Annotated in this window: 17 protein-coding genes and 3 tRNA genes; 14 read left to right on the top strand and 6 right to left on the bottom strand. The window is 58.7% G+C overall.

Going from position 1 to position 16,170, the window contains the following annotated elements:
• Positions 1 to 205: 205 nt before the first annotated feature.
• A tRNA-Ser gene (locus G392_RS0104210) sits at positions 206 to 298 on the bottom strand.
• Positions 299 to 443: 145 nt separating this feature from the next.
• Between G392_RS0104210 and ampD the strand changes: the two genes are divergently transcribed.
• Positions 444 to 1,001, top strand: coding sequence for a 1,6-anhydro-N-acetylmuramyl-L-alanine amidase AmpD (gene ampD, locus G392_RS0104200; protein ID WP_027009223.1), 558 nt, complete (start codon positions 444 to 446; stop codon positions 999 to 1,001).
• On the opposite strand, the gene G392_RS0104195 is transcribed toward ampD, so the two are convergent.
• Positions 963 to 1,292, bottom strand: a complete 330-nt coding sequence (locus G392_RS0104195; RefSeq protein WP_027009222.1) for a hypothetical protein — start codon at positions 1,290 to 1,292, stop codon at positions 963 to 965. The genes ampD and G392_RS0104195 overlap by 39 nt on opposite strands.
• A gap of 133 nt (positions 1,293 to 1,425) precedes the next feature.
• Here G392_RS0104195 and prmC point away from each other — a divergent pair, with 133 nt between their 5' ends.
• The 10 genes from prmC to G392_RS0104140 all read left to right on the top strand — a co-directional run bounded on the left by prmC (position 1,426) and on the right by G392_RS0104140 (position 8,398).
• Positions 1,426 to 2,250 (top strand): peptide chain release factor N(5)-glutamine methyltransferase, encoded by an 825-nt coding sequence (gene prmC, locus G392_RS0104190; protein ID WP_034334402.1) that lies wholly within the window; start codon positions 1,426 to 1,428, stop codon positions 2,248 to 2,250.
• A 204-nt stretch (positions 2,251 to 2,454) separates the two neighbouring features.
• A complete protein-coding gene (locus tag G392_RS0104185) occupies positions 2,455 to 2,868 on the top strand; it encodes an NfeD family protein (RefSeq protein ID WP_027009220.1) in 414 nt (137 codons plus the stop codon).
• 36 nt (positions 2,869 to 2,904) lie between these two features.
• Positions 2,905 to 3,849, top strand: a complete 945-nt coding sequence (locus G392_RS0104180; RefSeq protein WP_027009219.1) for an SPFH domain-containing protein — start codon at positions 2,905 to 2,907, stop codon at positions 3,847 to 3,849.
• A 96-nt stretch (positions 3,850 to 3,945) separates the two neighbouring features.
• Positions 3,946 to 4,464: a GbsR/MarR family transcriptional regulator gene (locus G392_RS0104175; RefSeq protein ID WP_027009218.1), complete on the top strand. Its 519-nt coding sequence runs from the start codon at positions 3,946 to 3,948 to the stop codon at positions 4,462 to 4,464.
• A gap of 196 nt (positions 4,465 to 4,660) precedes the next feature.
• On the top strand, positions 4,661 to 5,038 hold the full coding sequence (locus G392_RS0104170) for a DoxX-like family protein (RefSeq protein ID WP_027009217.1): 378 nt from the start codon (positions 4,661 to 4,663) through the stop codon (positions 5,036 to 5,038).
• Complete coding sequence (locus tag G392_RS0104165) at positions 5,038 to 5,511, top strand: DUF2269 family protein (RefSeq protein WP_034334431.1); 474 nt, start codon at positions 5,038 to 5,040, stop codon at positions 5,509 to 5,511. The genes G392_RS0104170 and G392_RS0104165 overlap by 1 nt, the downstream gene beginning before the upstream one ends.
• 20 nt (positions 5,512 to 5,531) lie before the next feature.
• Entirely contained in the window at positions 5,532 to 5,942 is a 411-nt protein-coding gene (locus G392_RS0104160; RefSeq protein WP_027009215.1) for a thiol-disulfide oxidoreductase DCC family protein, read from the top strand.
• A 10-nt stretch (positions 5,943 to 5,952) separates the two neighbouring features.
• On the top strand, positions 5,953 to 6,783 hold the full coding sequence (locus G392_RS0104155; protein ID WP_027009214.1) for an NAD-dependent epimerase/dehydratase family protein: 831 nt from the start codon (positions 5,953 to 5,955) through the stop codon (positions 6,781 to 6,783).
• A 48-nt stretch (positions 6,784 to 6,831) separates the two neighbouring features.
• Positions 6,832 to 7,305, top strand: a complete 474-nt coding sequence (gene rraA / locus G392_RS0104150; RefSeq protein WP_027009213.1) for a ribonuclease E activity regulator RraA — start codon at positions 6,832 to 6,834, stop codon at positions 7,303 to 7,305.
• Positions 7,306 to 7,606: 301 nt separating this feature from the next.
• Positions 7,607 to 8,398, top strand: coding sequence for a 1-acylglycerol-3-phosphate O-acyltransferase (locus G392_RS0104140; protein WP_027009212.1), 792 nt, complete (start codon positions 7,607 to 7,609; stop codon positions 8,396 to 8,398).
• Between the two features lie 290 nt (positions 8,399 to 8,688).
• Here G392_RS0104140 and eda read toward each other — a convergent pair whose 3' ends face one another.
• The 3 genes from eda to edd form a co-directional block, all read right to left on the bottom strand.
• On the bottom strand, positions 8,689 to 9,324 hold the full coding sequence (eda, locus tag G392_RS0104135; RefSeq protein ID WP_027009211.1) for a bifunctional 4-hydroxy-2-oxoglutarate aldolase/2-dehydro-3-deoxy-phosphogluconate aldolase: 636 nt from the start codon (positions 9,322 to 9,324) through the stop codon (positions 8,689 to 8,691).
• Between the two features lie 13 nt (positions 9,325 to 9,337).
• Entirely contained in the window at positions 9,338 to 10,141 is an 804-nt protein-coding gene (locus tag G392_RS0104130) for a substrate-binding periplasmic protein (protein ID WP_051255570.1), read from the bottom strand.
• A 123-nt stretch (positions 10,142 to 10,264) separates the two neighbouring features.
• Entirely contained in the window at positions 10,265 to 12,091 is a 1,827-nt protein-coding gene (gene edd, locus G392_RS0104125; protein ID WP_034334400.1) for a phosphogluconate dehydratase, read from the bottom strand.
• 111 nt (positions 12,092 to 12,202) lie between these two features.
• Between edd and G392_RS0104120 the strand changes: the two genes are divergently transcribed.
• On the top strand, positions 12,203 to 14,356 hold the full coding sequence (locus G392_RS0104120) for a primosomal protein N' (protein ID WP_027009208.1): 2,154 nt from the start codon (positions 12,203 to 12,205) through the stop codon (positions 14,354 to 14,356).
• A 183-nt stretch (positions 14,357 to 14,539) separates the two neighbouring features.
• On the opposite strand, the gene serS is transcribed toward G392_RS0104120, so the two are convergent.
• Positions 14,540 to 15,832 carry a serine--tRNA ligase gene (gene serS, locus G392_RS0104115; RefSeq protein ID WP_027009207.1) on the bottom strand — a complete coding sequence of 431 codons (1,293 nt, stop codon included), beginning with the start codon at positions 15,830 to 15,832 and terminating at the stop codon, positions 14,540 to 14,542.
• Between the two features lie 163 nt (positions 15,833 to 15,995).
• On the opposite strand from serS, the gene G392_RS0104110 reads away from it, so the two are divergent.
• Positions 15,996 to 16,073, top strand: a tRNA-Pro gene (locus G392_RS0104110).
• 14 nt (positions 16,074 to 16,087) lie between these two features.
• Positions 16,088 to 16,164: transfer RNA gene (locus tag G392_RS0104105), tRNA-Arg, on the top strand.
• Positions 16,165 to 16,170 lie beyond the last annotated feature (6 nt).

The raw sequence follows: 16,170 nt of genomic DNA, 5'->3' as shown, positions 1-16,170 counted from the left end.
GATGCTTGGCAAACGATGTTTTATCACAGTTTATTGTGCTTCGACTTGGATTCCCACATTTGCGGAAATGACGACTGACTTTTCGGAAACAAGATTTAATTGATGACAAGCCTTGTTGATGTCCGACAAAACCAAAACAGGCTGACCTGGGCATCGGGTCAGCCTGTTTTTTCATGGTCAAACACTTACACAAGTGTTTTTCAATTGGCGGAGTAAGAGGGATTCGAACCCTCGATGCAGGTTGACCCCACATGCTTCCTTAGCAGGGAAGTGCCTTCAGCCTCTCAGCCATTACTCCGTTTTCGGGCAATCGGTAAAACGCGAACTTTAATGGTTTGTTGCAGATGTGTCAAGCATCAAGATGTTCTGTTTTTGTTTTTCCAAAACATTTTTTTGCACGGGCAAGGCGGCGGGCTATAATCGCGTTTTTTCGGACGGTTTTCATGACGGCACAATGGCATCGGGGCAGGTGGTCTGCCGCCGAACAGTGGGTTTCGCCCAATTTTTGCCCCCGCCCCGATGGGGAAAGGGTGTTTTTGGTGGTGCTGCACAATATTTCGCTGCCGCCGTTTGTTTACGGCAGCGGTGCGGCGGCGCGTTTGTTTGCCAATACTTTGGACACGGCTGCCGACCCGTTTTTCGCGCAGTTGGCAGATGTGCGGGTGTCGGCGCATTTTGTGATTACGCGGTGCGGACGGACGTTGCAGTTTGTTTCGTGTGATGACATGGCTTACCATGCGGGGGTGTCGCGTTTTTGCGGGCGTGAGCGGTGCAATGCGTTTTCGGTGGGCATTGAGTTGGAAGGCTGTGATTTCGAGCCGTTTGCACCGGCGCAGTATGCGGCTTTGCGGGCTTTGTTGCAGGCTTTATGCGCGGCATATCCGATTACGGCGGTGTGCGGTCATCAGGACATCGCGCCGCAGCGCAAAACCGACCCCGGTCATTTTTTTGACTGGCAGCGTTTAGAAGATTGGGGTATGCCCGTCAAACGGGACGTGTAGGCGGTAGCCGTTGCGGCTGCGGCAATAGTAGTAGGCGATGCCCCAACACACGTTGCGGCAATGCGGTTGTGCTGCGGTTTCGTTCTTGCCGGGGCGGTGCGGCGGTGTGTGTTCGGGCGGGTTTTTATCGGTACGGACGGGTTCCGTGCCGGTATGGTGCTGCCCGTCCGGTGCGGCGTGCCAACCGGAACATGCGCCCTGATAGGGGGCAACGGCGCCTTCGTGGCACGGAAAATGCGCCGTCAGCGCACCGGCGGGCGGGGTTTCAGACAAAGCACCTTGAAAAATCATGCGGTATTCCGTTGGCAATGCGTTACAATATCCGTTTGATTATACCGTTTTTTCTTAATGTTTCAACGCATGGGGCGTGTCGTCATCCGACCACAAAATTGAAACCGTGACACCCCTTGGGAAAGGAATATGGATGCAAGCCCTTACTGTGGCAGAATGGGCAAATGCCTGCCCGCTCGGGCGTTTGGAAACGCGGATGTTGCTGTCGCACATCACGGGGCGGACACACGCGCAATTGGTGGTGCGCGACGGCGAAGGCTTGTCGCCGCCGCAACAGGCGTGGCTGGCAGATGCCTTGCAACGGCGTTTGGCGGGCGAGCCGATGGCGTATATTCTGGGGACGCGTGCGTTTTACGGGCGCGATTTTGCCGTGTCGCCCGCCGTGCTGATTCCGCGTCCGGAAACGGAACATTTGTTGGAAGCGGCGTTAAGCCGTTTGCCCGCAAACGGTGTGTTGTGGGACATCGGTACGGGGAGCGGCATTATTGCGGTGTCTGCCAAATTGGAACGCGCCGATGCCCGCGTGTTTGCCAGCGATATTTGTCCGCACGCGCTGGCGGTTGCCAAGCAAAACGCTGCCCGTCTCGGCGCGGACATCGCGTGGGCGCAAGGCGCGTGGTCGGACGTGCAGCCCGTGCCGCCGCCGTGTGATGTGTTGGTGTCCAATCCGCCCTATATTGAAGCGGACGACCCGCATTTGCGCGAAGGCGATTTGCGTTTTGAACCGCCGCACGCGCTGACGGATTTTGCGGACGGTTTGACCGCCTACCGCCGCCTTGCCGCCGATGCGCCGCGCTGCCTGAAAACGGGCGGCTGGCTGCTGGTGGAACACGGCTACAATCAAGGCGAAGCGGTGCGCGGGATTTTCAGGCAGCACGGTTTTGACAACATTGCCACCGAGCGCGATTGGGCGGGGCATGAGCGTTTGACTTTGGGGCAACTATTCCCTCCCCCGTAAGCGGGGGAGAGAGAAAGGCAACACTGTTTTCAGGCAGCCCGCCAAACACCCGCTTTTCCTTGTCAAAAGAGCGCGTTTCCAGTACATTCGTTTCAACTCGCAGGGCTGCACGTTGCCCTGATTCGGACAGGCTTATGCCCCGCCCGAACGAAGCTTAATTTTACCGCCGCAAATGGCGGGGTTTCAAACCGAAAAGGAATTTTGATGAGCTACTGGCTGGCTGCGGCGGCAATCGTCTTCGCCGTGGAAATGTTTTTGGGAACGGTGTACCTGCTGGTGCTGTCGGCGGCGTTGGCGGGCGCGAGCGTGGCGGCATTTTTCTTCGGCGCGGACACCGCCGCGCCTTGGCTGGCGGCATCGCTGCTGTCGCTGGCCGGCGTGGCGAAAGTGTACGGCATGCGCCGCCGCGCCGCACCGCCGCCCGCCGCCGACAACGATTTGGACATCGGGCAAACCGTTGTACTAGAAACCGAATTGGGCGGCGGCTTGTGGCGCGTGTCGTATCGCGGCACGCAATGGGAAGCCCGTTTCGCCGACCCCGCCGAAGCCGCGCCCGACACGCGCCACGCCGTGATTTGCGGCAAAGACGGCATTGTGTTGCTGTTGAAAGCTGCCTGAAATCTTTCCAACCCTTGTTTTTTAAGGAGAACATCTATGTATTTGTCATTGGTGATTTTTGCCGTTGTCGTGTTTTTCGGCTTTCAGGCGTTCAAAGTCGTGCCGCAGCAGGAAGCCTACATCGTGGAACGCTTGGGACGTTTTCATTCCGTTCTGAAGCCCGGCTTGAACATTCTCGTTCCCTTTCTTGACCGCGTTGCCTACCGCCATTCCCTGAAAGAAATCCCGCTTGATGTTCCCAGTCAAGTGTGCATCACCCGCGACAACACCCAACTGACGGTGGACGGCATTCTCTATTTCCAAGTAACCGACCCCAAACGCGCCTCCTACGGCTCCAGCAACTACATTCTCGCCATCACCCAACTGGCGCAAACCACCCTGCGTTCCGTTATCGGGCGCATGGAGCTGGACAAAACCTTTGAAGAACGGGACGACATCAACCGCACCGTGGTGGCCGCGCTGGACGAAGCGGCGGTGTCGTGGGGCGTGAAAGTGTTGCGTTACGAAATCAAAGACCTTGTACCGCCGCAGGAAATTTTGCGCGCGATGCAAGCGCAAATCACCGCCGAGCGCGACAAACGCGCCCGCATCGCCCAATCCGAAGGTTTGAAGATTGAACAAATCAACTTGGCAACGGGCGAGCGCGAAGCCGAAATCAAAAAATCCGAAGGCGAGGCGCAAGCCGCCGTCAATGCCTCGCAAGGCGAAAAAGTGGCGCAAATCAACCGCGCCGAAGGCGAAGCGCAAGCCTTGCGTTTGGTGGCGCAGGCGAGCGCGGACGCGATTCGCACCATCGCCGCCGCCATTCAGGAACCGGGCGGCAGCGAAGCGGTGAATTTGAAAGTGGCGGAACAATATGTGGAAGCCTTTGCCAAACTCGCCAAAGAAAACAATACCTTGATTATGCCCGCGAATGTGGCGGACTTGGGCGGGCTGGTGTCGGCGGGCATGAGCATTGTCAAGGCGCAGAAAAATCAGTAAAACCCGACGAGCTGCCTGAAAACGTTTCGGGCAGCTTTTCCCCCACAATAAAGTTTCACTCTTGACAGAAATAAAAATCAAAACTACCATACCGCCATGAAACTCAATCCCGTTACCGAAAAATTTATCCTGCATTGGGGCGAAATGGGCGCGAAATGGGGCGTCAACCGCACCGTGGCGCAAATCCACGCGTTGCTCTACATTATCGGTCGTCCGATGCCTGCCGATGAAATCGTGGAAACGCTGGGCGTGGCGCGTTCTCACGTTTCCAACAGCATCAAAGAGTTGCATAATCTGCAACTGGTGCAGACCGTGCATCTTCTCGGCGACCGCCGCGACCATTTCAGCACCTGCGCCGATATTTGGACGCTGTTCCGCACCATTGTGGAAGTGCGCCAACGCCGCGAAATCGAGCCGACCCTGCATTTTTTGCAAGAGCTGATGAACAGCCCCGAATTCGCGCAGGAAAACGACACCGCCAAGCAGCGCATCAGCCAAACCCGCGATTTTATCGGTACGCTGACGGCGTGGACAAATGAAATGCTGCGCCTGCCCGTGCCGGTAATGGCGAAGGTGTTGAAGCTGGGTGCGGGGATTCAGAAATTATTGCGTTAGTTTCAGCCGTCATTCCCGCGAATGCGGGAATCCAAATGAAAACAGGAACAAAGCTTGATAAAGCATCGGGCGGTGGATTCAGGAATAACGGTATTTGCTTGCCTTACTGCCCGAATTTCAGGCAGCTTGAAAAAATGCCTATTTTTTTGACTCTTTATTTCTGTTTTTACAGAAATAACATTATTAGAATAAAAACATGAAACGCGATATTCCGTTCTATCTTCCCGCCAGTGTGGGGCTGTTGTGGCTGTGGAGCGGCGCGGTGTCGCTGTGGGTGTCGCCGCACATCTCGCTGGCATTGTTGGCGGAAACGGGCGTGGCGGCGGCATGGCGCGAACCCTTGCTGTACGCGGCGGCGGGCTTGGATATGTTGTTGGGCATCTTGTGTTTGGGCAAGCTGCGCCGTTGTCCGATGTTTTGGCTGGCGCAAGCGGCAACGGTGGCAGCATACAGCGCGGTGATGGCGCTGCGTTTACCCGAATACGCGCTGCACCCGTTTGCGCCTTTGTTGAAAAATCTGCCGATTGCGGCGCTGATGCTGTTTTTGTTTCGCGAAACCGGAAAGGAATCATGATGGCAAACACATTCTTGTTGGTCAAAACCCTGCATATTCTGTCGTCCGTGCTGATGGTGGGGACGGGCTTCGGCACGGCGTTTTATCTGTTTTGCGCCAACCGTAGCGGCTCGGTGGCGGCGCAAGCGGTGGTGTCGCGCTGGGTCATCAAGGCGGATTGGTGGTTTACCACACCGGCGGTGGTTTTCCAGCCGCTTTCGGGATTATGGTTGGCAAACTATTTGGGCGTGGCGTGGTCGGCAACGTGGATTTGGCTGACACTGCTGCTGTACGCGCTGGCGGGGGCGTACTGGCTGCCGGTGGTGTGGTTGCAAATCCGCATGGCAAAACTGGCGGCACAGGCGCACCAAGCAGGCAAAACCGCTTTACCGCCCGTGTATTACCGCTATGCGCGTTATTGGGAATATTTGGGTTATCCCGCGTTTTGCGCGATGGTGGCGGTGTATTTTCTGATGGTGATGAAACCGAGTTGATTGTTTAAAAAGGAAAAGCTATGAACGACAAACATCAAATTTTCTACGATGCCGACTGCCCCGTCTGCGCCCGCGAAATCGCGCTGCTGCTGGCACGGCCGAAAGCCGCGCATATCGCCGCCGTACCGATTCAGGGCAACGAAATGCTGTTGGCGCAATACGGCATCAACCGCGCCGATGCGATGCGCGAACTGCATCTGCGTACGCCCGCCGGAGAAACCGTGCGCGGCATGGCGGCGTTGCGGCTGATGCACCGTTTGACGGACGGTTTTTGGCTGCTCCGTTTGACGGGCTTGCCCGTGCTGCGCCCCTTGTGCGATTGGCTGTATCCGCATTTTGCGCGACACCGCAACCGTTTTCCCGCATGGCTGCTGCCGCGCCCGCGTTGCGAAAACGGCGCGTGCCAAATGTCAAAACATTCAAATAAATAGGAGAAACATCATGAAGATTACGGTTTTGGGCGGAACGGGCTTTATCGGTGCGCGGCTGGTGCGGGTGTTGCGCGAACGCGGACACAAAGTGCGCACGCCGTCCCGCCGCGAAGTGGATTTTCTGCGCCCTGACACGGCGGCGGCAATGAGCTGTTTTGCGGGCTGCGATGCGGTGGTGAACACGGTCGGCGTGATGAGCCGCCACGCCGCCGTGCTGGAAACCGTGCATCACCACACGCCCAAACGCTTGGCGCAAGCGGCGCGTGATGCGGGGGTCAAACACTGGGTACAGCTTTCCGCGCTGGGCGCGGACGCAAGCCATGCCGTTGATTTTGTAGGCAGCAAAGGGCGCGGCGATGCCGCCGTTGCAGGCTGCCTGAACACCGCCGTTCTGCGCCCGTCTGTGGTGTACGGACGCGGCGGCGCGAGTTGCGAACTGTTTATCAAACTGGCGCGGCTGCCTGTGCTGGTGCTGCCAAATGGCGGCAATTTTATGCTGCAGCCCGTGCATGTGGCGGACGTGGCAGACGGTTTGGCAAACCTGTGCGAGCAACAATCCGCCGACACGGTCAATGCGGTCGGCGCACAAGCCATGACTTTGGCGCACTATCTCAACACCTTGCGCCACACCCTGCACGGCAAACCCGCCGCCGCCGTGTGGCCGTTGCCCCTGCCCTTGCTGCGCCCCGTGCTGCCGCTTGCCAAAATCGTCAGCAACGGCTTTTTGTCGCCCGACAGCATCGCCCTGCTGGAAGCCGGTTCGTGCGCCGATTCCGAAGGTTTCGCCGAACTGCTGGCACGAACCCCGCTTGCGCCCGCGCAATTTGCCGCGCAAAACTGATTACCTTCTGCTACAATCGCCGTTTTGCAACTTTGTGGAGAACGCGCCATGACCGCCACCGCCGATTTGATTGACCTCGCCCCCGATTTGCCCTCCTGCGAAACCGATTTCAAAAGCTACGGACAACGCCTGCGTTTTCAAGGGCGTATCCGCACCGTGCGCTGCCACCGCGATAACGGCATCGTCAAAGCCCTTGCCAACACGCCGTCAAGCGGCGAAGTGCTGGTGGTGGACGGCGGCGGCAGCCGCGCTTCCGCGCTGATGGGCGACATGATTGCCGCCGCCGCCGCCCGCAACGGCTGGGCGGGCGCGGTGATTTTCGGCGTGATTCGCGACAGCGCCGCCATCAACGACATGGATTTCGGCATCAAGGCTTTGGGCACCAACCCGCGCAAAAGCGCGAAAGACGGCGCGGGCGAAACCGATGTGCCCGTGTCGTTCGGCAATGTGGAATTTGTCGCGGGGCATTATTTGTATAGCGACGAAGACGGCATTGTCGTCTCGCCCGAACCCCTGCCCTAGCGCGTGTCATCAATTAAGTTTTTACTGAAAATCAGCATAATACAAAAACACCGTCATTCCCGCGCAGGCGGGAATCCACTGCACGAGATTTGGCAAGCCATGTTTTATCAAGGTTTGTCGTGCTTCGATTTGGATTCCCGCCTGCGCGGGAATGACGATGCAAAGATTTTTCGGTCAATTGATGACACGCTCCAAACCGCCACCGCTCTGCCAAAACAGCGCAGGTTTGTGCAAACTTCTGCAAAAACGGTGCGTTAAGCGCATTTCTTGTGCTTAAATCGCCCTTTTTGCCGGAACGACCATGCACGCACCTCCGCCCAAAACCCCTTTATTCACCGTTATCTGCCGTTTCGTGCGTTTGCTGGCTTGGCTGGCGCGCACCGCCGTGCGGCTGCGCCGTTTGGAACACGCCGACCTTGAAACCCGCCAACACATTTTGCAACAAATGGGGGCGGAATGTTTGCGGATATTGGCGGCAGAAGTACGCACGCACAACGCCCCGCCCCCCGCCAACGGCACGCTGTTGGCGGCAAACCATGTGTCTTGGCTGGATATTTTCGTATTGGTGTCGCTACAGCCGTGCAGCTTCATTGCCATGCGCGAGCTGCAAAGTTGGCCGTTTATCGGCAAGATGATTGGCAATGCGGGCGCGGTGTTCATCAACCGCAGCAGCCGCAAAGACATCGACCCCATCAATACCGCCATCGCCCAAACCTTGCAACAGGGCGGCAACATCTGTTTTTTTCCCGAAGCGCGGACATCGTTGGGCAACGGCGTTTTGCCCTTGAAAGCCGCTTTGTTTGAATCCGCCCTGCTGGCACGCGCCCCCGTGCAGGCAATCGCCTTGCGCTACTACGATGCACACGGACGGCGCAGCGAAGCCGTGTCTTTTGCCGATGCGTCTTTGCCCGTGTCGCTGTGGCGGATTTTGCGAATGCCGCGCATTGTGGTGCGGGCGGATTTTGCCGAAGCCATTGCCTTTGCCGCCGACCGTTTTGCCGTAAAAACGCAGGTGGAAGATTTTTTGCGGCGGCAGGTGTTGTCGGACAGCCCCGCACCCGAACGCGTGTTGCCCGGGCAGGGCGAACGCTGAATACGCACCACGCCGTCATTCCCACACAGATGAAAATGACGGCGCAGTGGTGTTTCATTCAATGGGCGACACGCCCTACAGCGTATCATCAAATTATTTTTTTACAATTAAATCATTGCAATATAAAAATTCCGTCATGCCCGCGCAGACAGGAATCCAAGTCGAAGCACGAGAAACCTTGATAAAACATGGCTTGCCAAGCATCGGACGGTGGCTTCCCGCATTCGCGGGCATGACGGCGTTTTTATATTATGCTGATTTATAGCAAAAATTTTAATTGATGGCACGCCCTAACCCCCCTGCTCCGACCGCCACGCCGCCGCCTGCCGCGCCAAAGCGGTAACGGTATGCCAATCGCGCCGCGCCAACACATCGGGCGGGGTCAGCCACGAGCCGCCCACGCACAACACATTGGGCAAACGCAGATAATCCGCCGCATTGTCGGGCGAAATCCCCCCCGTCGGGCAAAAACGCATGTGGGCAAACGGCGCGTGCCACGCCTTGAGCAGGGCGCGTCCGCCCGCCGCTTCGGCGGGAAACAGCTTGCACACGCCAAAGCCGTGCGCCGATGCCAACATCACTTCGCCCGCCGTTGCCACGCCGGGAATGACGGGCACGGGCGCACGGGCGCACGCTTCGGCAAACGCGGGATTGATGCCCGGACTGATGGCGAACTGCGCCCCCGCGTCCGCCGCCGCCGCCAGTTGTGCCGCGTCCAACACCGTTCCCGCGCCCACCAGCACATCGGGCAGGGCGCGGCGGATGTTGGCGATGGCGGTCAGCGCGGACGGGGTGCGCAGGGTGATTTCCAACACGCCGATGCCGCCCGCGTGCAAAGCATGTGCCAAATCCACCGCCGCTTCCGCATCATGCAGGGCAACCACCGGCATCACCGGCGACAGGGACAAAATTTGCTGCGCGTCCATCAGCATGCCTTTCTTATTTTTCCGCTTCTTTGCCGAACCATTTTTCAAACAAACGGTCGTAGGTGCCGTCTGCCCGTATCGCCTCCAAGCCTTTGTTCAGCTTGTCCAACACGGCGGTATTGCCCTTTTTCACCGCAAAGGCGAAATCTTTTTGCTCGTTTTCCACCACGATGCGGCGCATTTTGAAATCAGGCTGTTGCTTGGCGGCGTAGGCAAGTACATAGCCGTTGTCCAAGGCGCCGTCTGCCCGCCCCGAGTACACTGCTTTCATCGACACGTGGTAGGAGTCGGTAACCAATACTTTATCGTGCGAACCGGTCAGCCGCGCCGCCAGCTCGGCGGGGTTTTCGCTGAATTTGCCCACCGCCAGCGTTTTGCCGTGAAAATCTTGGGGCGTTTTGATGCTGCGGTTTTTTTCGTTGTCGAGCAAATAGATGACTTTGCTGTCGTGCTGCAAAAACGGACGGCTGAAATCCATTTTTTCCAAACGCTCGGGCTTGACCGACACGGTGGACGACCAAATGTCGAAGGTGCCGTCATTGAGCGTGCGCTCCAAGCCGGTGCGCGGGGCATTGGTGATGGCAACGTCAAAACCGCCGGCTTTTGCCACTGCCTGCAACACTTCCACTTCAAACCCCGCCGGACGGCTTTGTCCGTCTAAAAAGTGAAACGGCGGATAACTCAATTGCGAACCGACCCGATAAACGGTTGTGTTGGCAGGCGCGGGGGCGGAAGCCTGTGCCGTTTCTTCGGCTTTTTTGTCGGAACAGGCACTTGCCAGCAACGCCAGCAAGCCCGTCAGCAGATATTTTTTCATACGCATTCCTTAACAATTGTGTTTTGTGTTTGACACCCCGCCACCGGCGGCGGGAACGTTATGTTTGTGGTTGCGATTATACGCCGTTGCGGCAAAATGCGCTGCATTCGGGCAATGCGCCCGTCAGCCCCAATCCCCGCCCAAACTCACCGCCCCGCATTCCGCGCTGCCCGCCCGCTCGCGGAAACCGGCAAACAGCTCGCGCCCGAAACCGTATTGATTGGCGGACAAATCCGGCTGCGGCGTTGTCCGTGCCGCCCACTCGCGTTCGTCCACCAAAGCGGTCAGCTCGCCGGTTTTGGCGTTGAAACGAATCAGGTCGCCGGTGCGGATTTTGCCGATGCCGCCGCCGCTCAAGGCTTCGGGCGACAGGTGAATCGCCGCCGCCACTTTCCCCGATGCGCCCGACATGCGCCCGTCCGTGACCAAAGCCACTTTGAAACCACGGTCTTGCAAAATCCCCAACGGCGGCGTGAGCTTGTGCAGTTCGGGCATGCCGTTGGCGCGCGGGCCTTGAAAACGCACCACGCACACGAAATCCCGTTCCAACTCGCCGCGTTCAAACGCCGCCAACACGTCTTTTTGGTCGTCAAACACGATGGCGGGCGCTTCAATCACAAAACTTTCGGGGCGCATGGACGACACCTTAATCACGCCGCGCCCGATATTGCCTTTCATCAAACGCAGTCCGCCATCGGGCGAAAACGGCCGCGATACGGGACGAATCACCTCTTCATCGCGGCTTTGCGCCACCGCGTCCTGCCATTTCAGGCTGCCTGAAAGCAAAAACGGCTCTTGCGTGTACGCCGCCATGCCGCGCCCCATCACCGTCTGCACATCATCGTGCAGCAAACCGTTGTCGCGCAACTCGCGAATGACAAACGGCAAACCGCCCGCCGCCGCAAAATGGTTCACGTCTGCCTGCCCGTTGGGATAGACGCGAATCAGCAAAGGCACGGCGGAGGAAATATCGTCAAAATCGTCCCACGTCAAAATAATCCCCGCCGCCCGCGCCATCGCCACCAAGTGCATGGTGTGGTTGGTCGAGCCGCCCGTTGCCATCAAACCGATAATCGCGTTCACAAACGATTTTTCGTCCAACATCTCGCCAAGCGGCACCGCGCTGCCGTTTTTGATGTTGTCCGCCAAATGCGCGGCGGCGCGGCGGGTCAGGGCTTCGCGCAAGGGCGTGTTCGGATTGACGAAAGCGGCGGCAGGCAGATGCACGCCCATCATTTCCATCATCATTTGGTTGGAATTTGCCGTGCCGTAAAACGTGCAAGTACCGGGGCTGTGGTAGGACGCCATTTCGCTGGCAAGCAGCTCATCGCGCCCCACTTTGCCTTCGGCGAACAACTGGCGGGTACGCGCTTTTTCCTTGTTGGCGATGCCGCTCGTCATCGGACCGGCGGGAACGAAAATTCCCGGCAGATGTCCGCAACTCAAAGCACCCATCATCAAACCGGGAACGATTTTGTCGCACACGCCGAAATACAAAGCGCCGTCAAACATTTGGTGCGACAAACCGATGGCGGTACTCATGGCAATCACATCGCGTGAAAACAGCGAAAGCTCCATGCCTTCATAGCCTTGCGTAATGCCATCGCACATCGCGGGCGTACCGCCCGCCACTTGCGCGGTCGCGCCGTGTCGGTGCAACTCGTCTTTAATCCAGTCGGGAAAATCCTTAAACGGCTGGTGTGCCGACACCATGTCGTTGTAGGCGCTAATCATGCCCAAGTTCGGCACGCGCTCGCGCTGCATTTCAATTTTGATGGTTTTGGGCATGGCGGCGTAACCGTGCGCCAGATTGGAACACGCCAAACGGCTGCGTTCGCGGCGGTCGGGGTCGTGCAGGGCGCGGATGCGGGCGAGGTAGGCGCTGCGCGTGGCGCGGCTGCGCTCGATGATGCGCTCGGTAACGGCGCGGAGGGCGGGGTGGAGCTTCATGATGGTGTGTTCCGAAAGTTTATTGTGTTTGCCGACATTGTAACTTAATTACACAAGCATTGCACAGGCATCGGCGATACAATGCCTGTTTTGCCACAAGCAAGTACCATCATGCCCTATTGCCACGTTGCCGTAAACACGCCTTTGCCCCCGCTTACCTATGCCTGTGATGCGCCTTTGCCGGCGGGCGCGCGGGTGTTGGTGCCGTTCCGCCGCCGCACGGTGGTGGGGATTGTGTGGTGCGGTGATGTGTCGCCCGAAATTGCCGCAGAAAAAATTTTGCCGGTGCAATCGGTGTTTGACGAAACGCCTTTGCCCGAATCGTGGCGGGATTTGGCGGCGTTTGCGGCGCGTTACTACCATTTTCCGCTCGGTTTGACGGTGTTTGCCGCGCTGCCGCAGCGTTTGAAGGAAACGCGCCCCTGCCCCGCGCCGCCGCCGGCGTACCTGTACGCGCTGAACGAATCGGGTCGCGCCCAAGCCGAACCGCCGCGCCGCGCCGCCAAGCAGCAGGCTTTGTGGCGGGCGTTGGCAGACGCGCCGCAGTCTGCCGAAGCGTTGAAAGGCATTCACAAGGGCTTTGCGCCGGTGCTGGCAGACTGGCGGCAACGGGGCTGGTTGGCGCAAACGGTGCGCGAATACGCCGTGCCGCCGCCCGTCCGCACGCTGAACGATGTGCAAAACCATGCCCTTGCCCGCATTGCCCAAGCGCAGGGCTTTGCACCGTTTTTGCTGCACGGCATTACGGGAAGCGGCAAAACCGAGGTGTATTTGGAAGCGATGGCGCGGGTGTTGGCATCAGGCAAGCAGGTTTTGTTTTTGTTACCCGAAATCGGGCTGACCCCGCAGTTGCTGGCACGCTTGCGGCGGCGTTTCGGCGAGATGCCGATTGCGGTGCTGCACAGCCAAACCGCCGCCAAGCAGCGCAGTGATGATTATTTGCGGGCGATGTCGGGGCAGGTGCGGCTGGTGGTGGGCACGCGCTTGGCGGTGTTTACGCCGATGGCGGATTTGGGCTTGGTGGTGGTGGACGAGGAACACGATGCTTCGTTCAAGCAAGACAGCGATTTGCGTTACCACGCCCGCGATTTGGCGGTGTGGCGGGCGCAACAGGCGCAATGTGCGGTGGTGTTGGGCAGCGCCACGCCGAGTTTGGAAAGTTGGCACAGGGCGCAAACCGGCGCGTACGCTTTGTTGTCGCTGCCGCATCGGGCGCATCGGGGGGCGTGTCTGCCGCACATCGGGCTGGTGGACATTGCCCGTTTGCGCCGCGATGAGGGCATCGCGCCCGCCGTGTGGCAGGCGTTGCGCGACAATCTGAATGCGGGGGGCATGTCGCTGGTGTATCTGAACCGGCGCGGTTTTGCGCCCGCCGTGTTTTGCGGCGACTGCGGACATACCTTCGGTTGTCCGCACTGTTCCGCCAAAACCGTGCTGCACCGCCGTGCCGCGCAGATGCGTTGTCATCATTGCGGCTACAGCCGCGCCGTACCCGATGCCTGCCCCGACTGCGGCAATCAGGATTTGACCGCCATCGGACACGGCACGCAAAAAATCGAAGCCGCTTTGCGCCAAGCCTTTCCGTACGCCCGCATTTTCCGTGCCGACCGCGACAGCATACGCGGCCGAGACGACTGGCAGGACGTGTACGCCGCCGCCGAAGCGGGCGAAGCGGATATTTTGGTCGGCACGCAAATGCTCGCCAAAGGACACGACTTCGCCCGTTTGAATCTGGTGGCCGTGCTCAATGCGGACGGCTCGCTCTACAGCGCCGACTTCCGCGCCCCCGAACGGCTGTTTGCCGAACTGATGCAGGTGTCGGGGCGCGCCGGACGCGCCGATGCCGCCGGCAGGGTGCTGATTCAAACCGCCCTGCCCCACCACAGCGTGTTTGCCGCCGTCCAAGCGCAAAACTACGCCGCGTTTGCCGATGCCCAATGCGCCGAACGCCAAGCCTTCGCGCTGCCGCCGTTTGTACATCAGGCAGCCGTCCGCGCCGATGCGCCCGATTTTGCCCAAGCGCACACCCTGCTCGCCCGTCTTGCCGCCGAATTGTCGCCGCAACTGCCGCCAAGTGTCGTCCAAACCGGCCCCGCCGCCATGCTGATGGTGCGGCTGGCAGGACGGGAACGGGCGCAAATCTTTCTCGAAAGCCCGTCCCGCCGCGACCTGCACCGCGCCGCCGCCCTGTGGCAGCACACCCTGCAACAACACTGCCCCGCCCACACCCGTTGGCACATCGACATCGACCCGCAAAACATGTAGGGCGCATCACCCGTAAAACGACCATGCCGTCATTTCCGCGAATGCGGGAATCCAAGTCGAAGCACGACAAACCTTGATAAAACATCGCGTGCCAAACATCGAACAGTGGATTTCCGCATTCGCGGGAATGACGGCGTTTTTTATTAAACTGATTTACAATAAAAATTTAATTAATGACACGCCCTAACCCTTCAACACTTCCGCCCCGCCCAAATACGGGCGCAAGGCTTGCGGCACATTCACGCTGCCGTCCGCGTTCTGATGGTTTTCCAACACCGCCACCAAAGCACGGCCGACCGCCAAACCCGAACCGTTCAGCGTGTGGACGAAACGGTTTTTGCCGTCCGCGTCCTTAAACCGCGCCTTCATGCGCCGCGCCTGAAAATCGCCGCAATTGGAACAGCTTGAAATTTCACGATAGACGTTTTGCGCCGGTACCCACACTTCCAAATCATAGGTTTTCATCGCGCTGAAGCCCATATCGCCCGCACACAGCAGCACCACACGGTAGGGCAGTTCCAGCAGTTGCAAAATCTTTTCCGCGTGCGCCACCATCTCGTCCAAAGCGGCGGCGGACTGTTCGGGGCGCACAATCTGCACCATTTCCACCTTGTCAAACTGATGCTGGCGGATTAAACCGCGCGTGTCGCGCCCGTGCGAGCCGGCTTCGCTGCGGAAACAGGGCGAATGCGCGGTAAACTTCATCGGCAAATCCGCTTGCGCCGTGATTTTGTCGCGCACGGTGTTGGTAAGCGGCACTTCGGCGGTGGGAATCAGATATTGCACGTTTTTTTCCTCATCGCCGCCACGGGTAACGTGGAACAAATCTTCCGCAAATTTCGGCAGTTGCCCCGTGCCGAACAGCGCGGCATCGCTGACGATGTAGGGCGTGTAGCATTCGGTGTAACCGTGTTGCAGGGTGTGCGTGTCCAGCATCAGTTGCGCCAAAGCGCGGTGCAGCCGCGCCGCCGTGCCGCGCAGCAGGCTGAAACGCGCGCCCGACAAGGCGGCGGCGGTTTCAAAATCCAAGCCCAAACCCGCGCCGATGTCCACATGGTCTTTAATTTCAAAATCAAAGGTTTTCGGCGTGCCGACCGTGCGCACCACCACATTGTCGTTTTCGTCTTTGCCATCGGGAACATCGTCTTGCGGCAGGTTCGGCACGCCCGCCAGCAGCGCGTCCAAATCCGCCTGAACGCGTTGCAGTTCGGCATCGCTGTGTGCCAAATCGTTTTTGATTTCCGCCACTTCCCGCATCGCCGCTTCCGCTTCGGCATGTTTGCCCTGCGCTTTGAACGCGCCGATTTGTTTGGACGCGCCGTTGCGCCGCGCTTGCAGTTCTTCGGCGCGGACTTGCAGGGTTTTTCTTTGTTGTTCAAGGGCTTCAAAGCCTGCCAAATCAAAGGCGAAGCCGCGCCGCGCCAGTTTTTCGGCAACGGCGGCGGGGTGTTGGCGTATGGTTTGAATGTCTAACATCATCAACTCGCAATCAAAAAAGCCGTATTTTAAACGAAAAACCGCTCCTTCCGCCCGCCGAAACACGGAAAATAATCCCCTTGCCAAATAATCAGATAAACACATCACACCAAACAGGGCTTGACGGCAAACCACCCCGCACATACAATGCCAATCTTTCACGCGGGGCGTAGCGCAGTCTGGTTAGCGCATCTGCTTTGGGAGCAGAGGGTCGTGAGTTCGAATCCCACCGCCCCGACCAGCAGGATTCCCGAAGCGTTCGTAGCTCAACCGGATAGAGCACCGGCCTTCTAAGCCGGGGGTTACAGGTTCGAGTCCTGTCGGGCGCGCCAAAAAAG

This window comes from Conchiformibius kuhniae DSM 17694 (assembly GCF_000428785.1).
GTDB classification, from domain to species: domain Bacteria; phylum Pseudomonadota; class Gammaproteobacteria; order Burkholderiales; family Neisseriaceae; genus Conchiformibius; species Conchiformibius kuhniae.
Note: the sequence above shows the minus strand (reverse complement) of the source record. Positions and strands in the feature narration are given on the sequence as shown.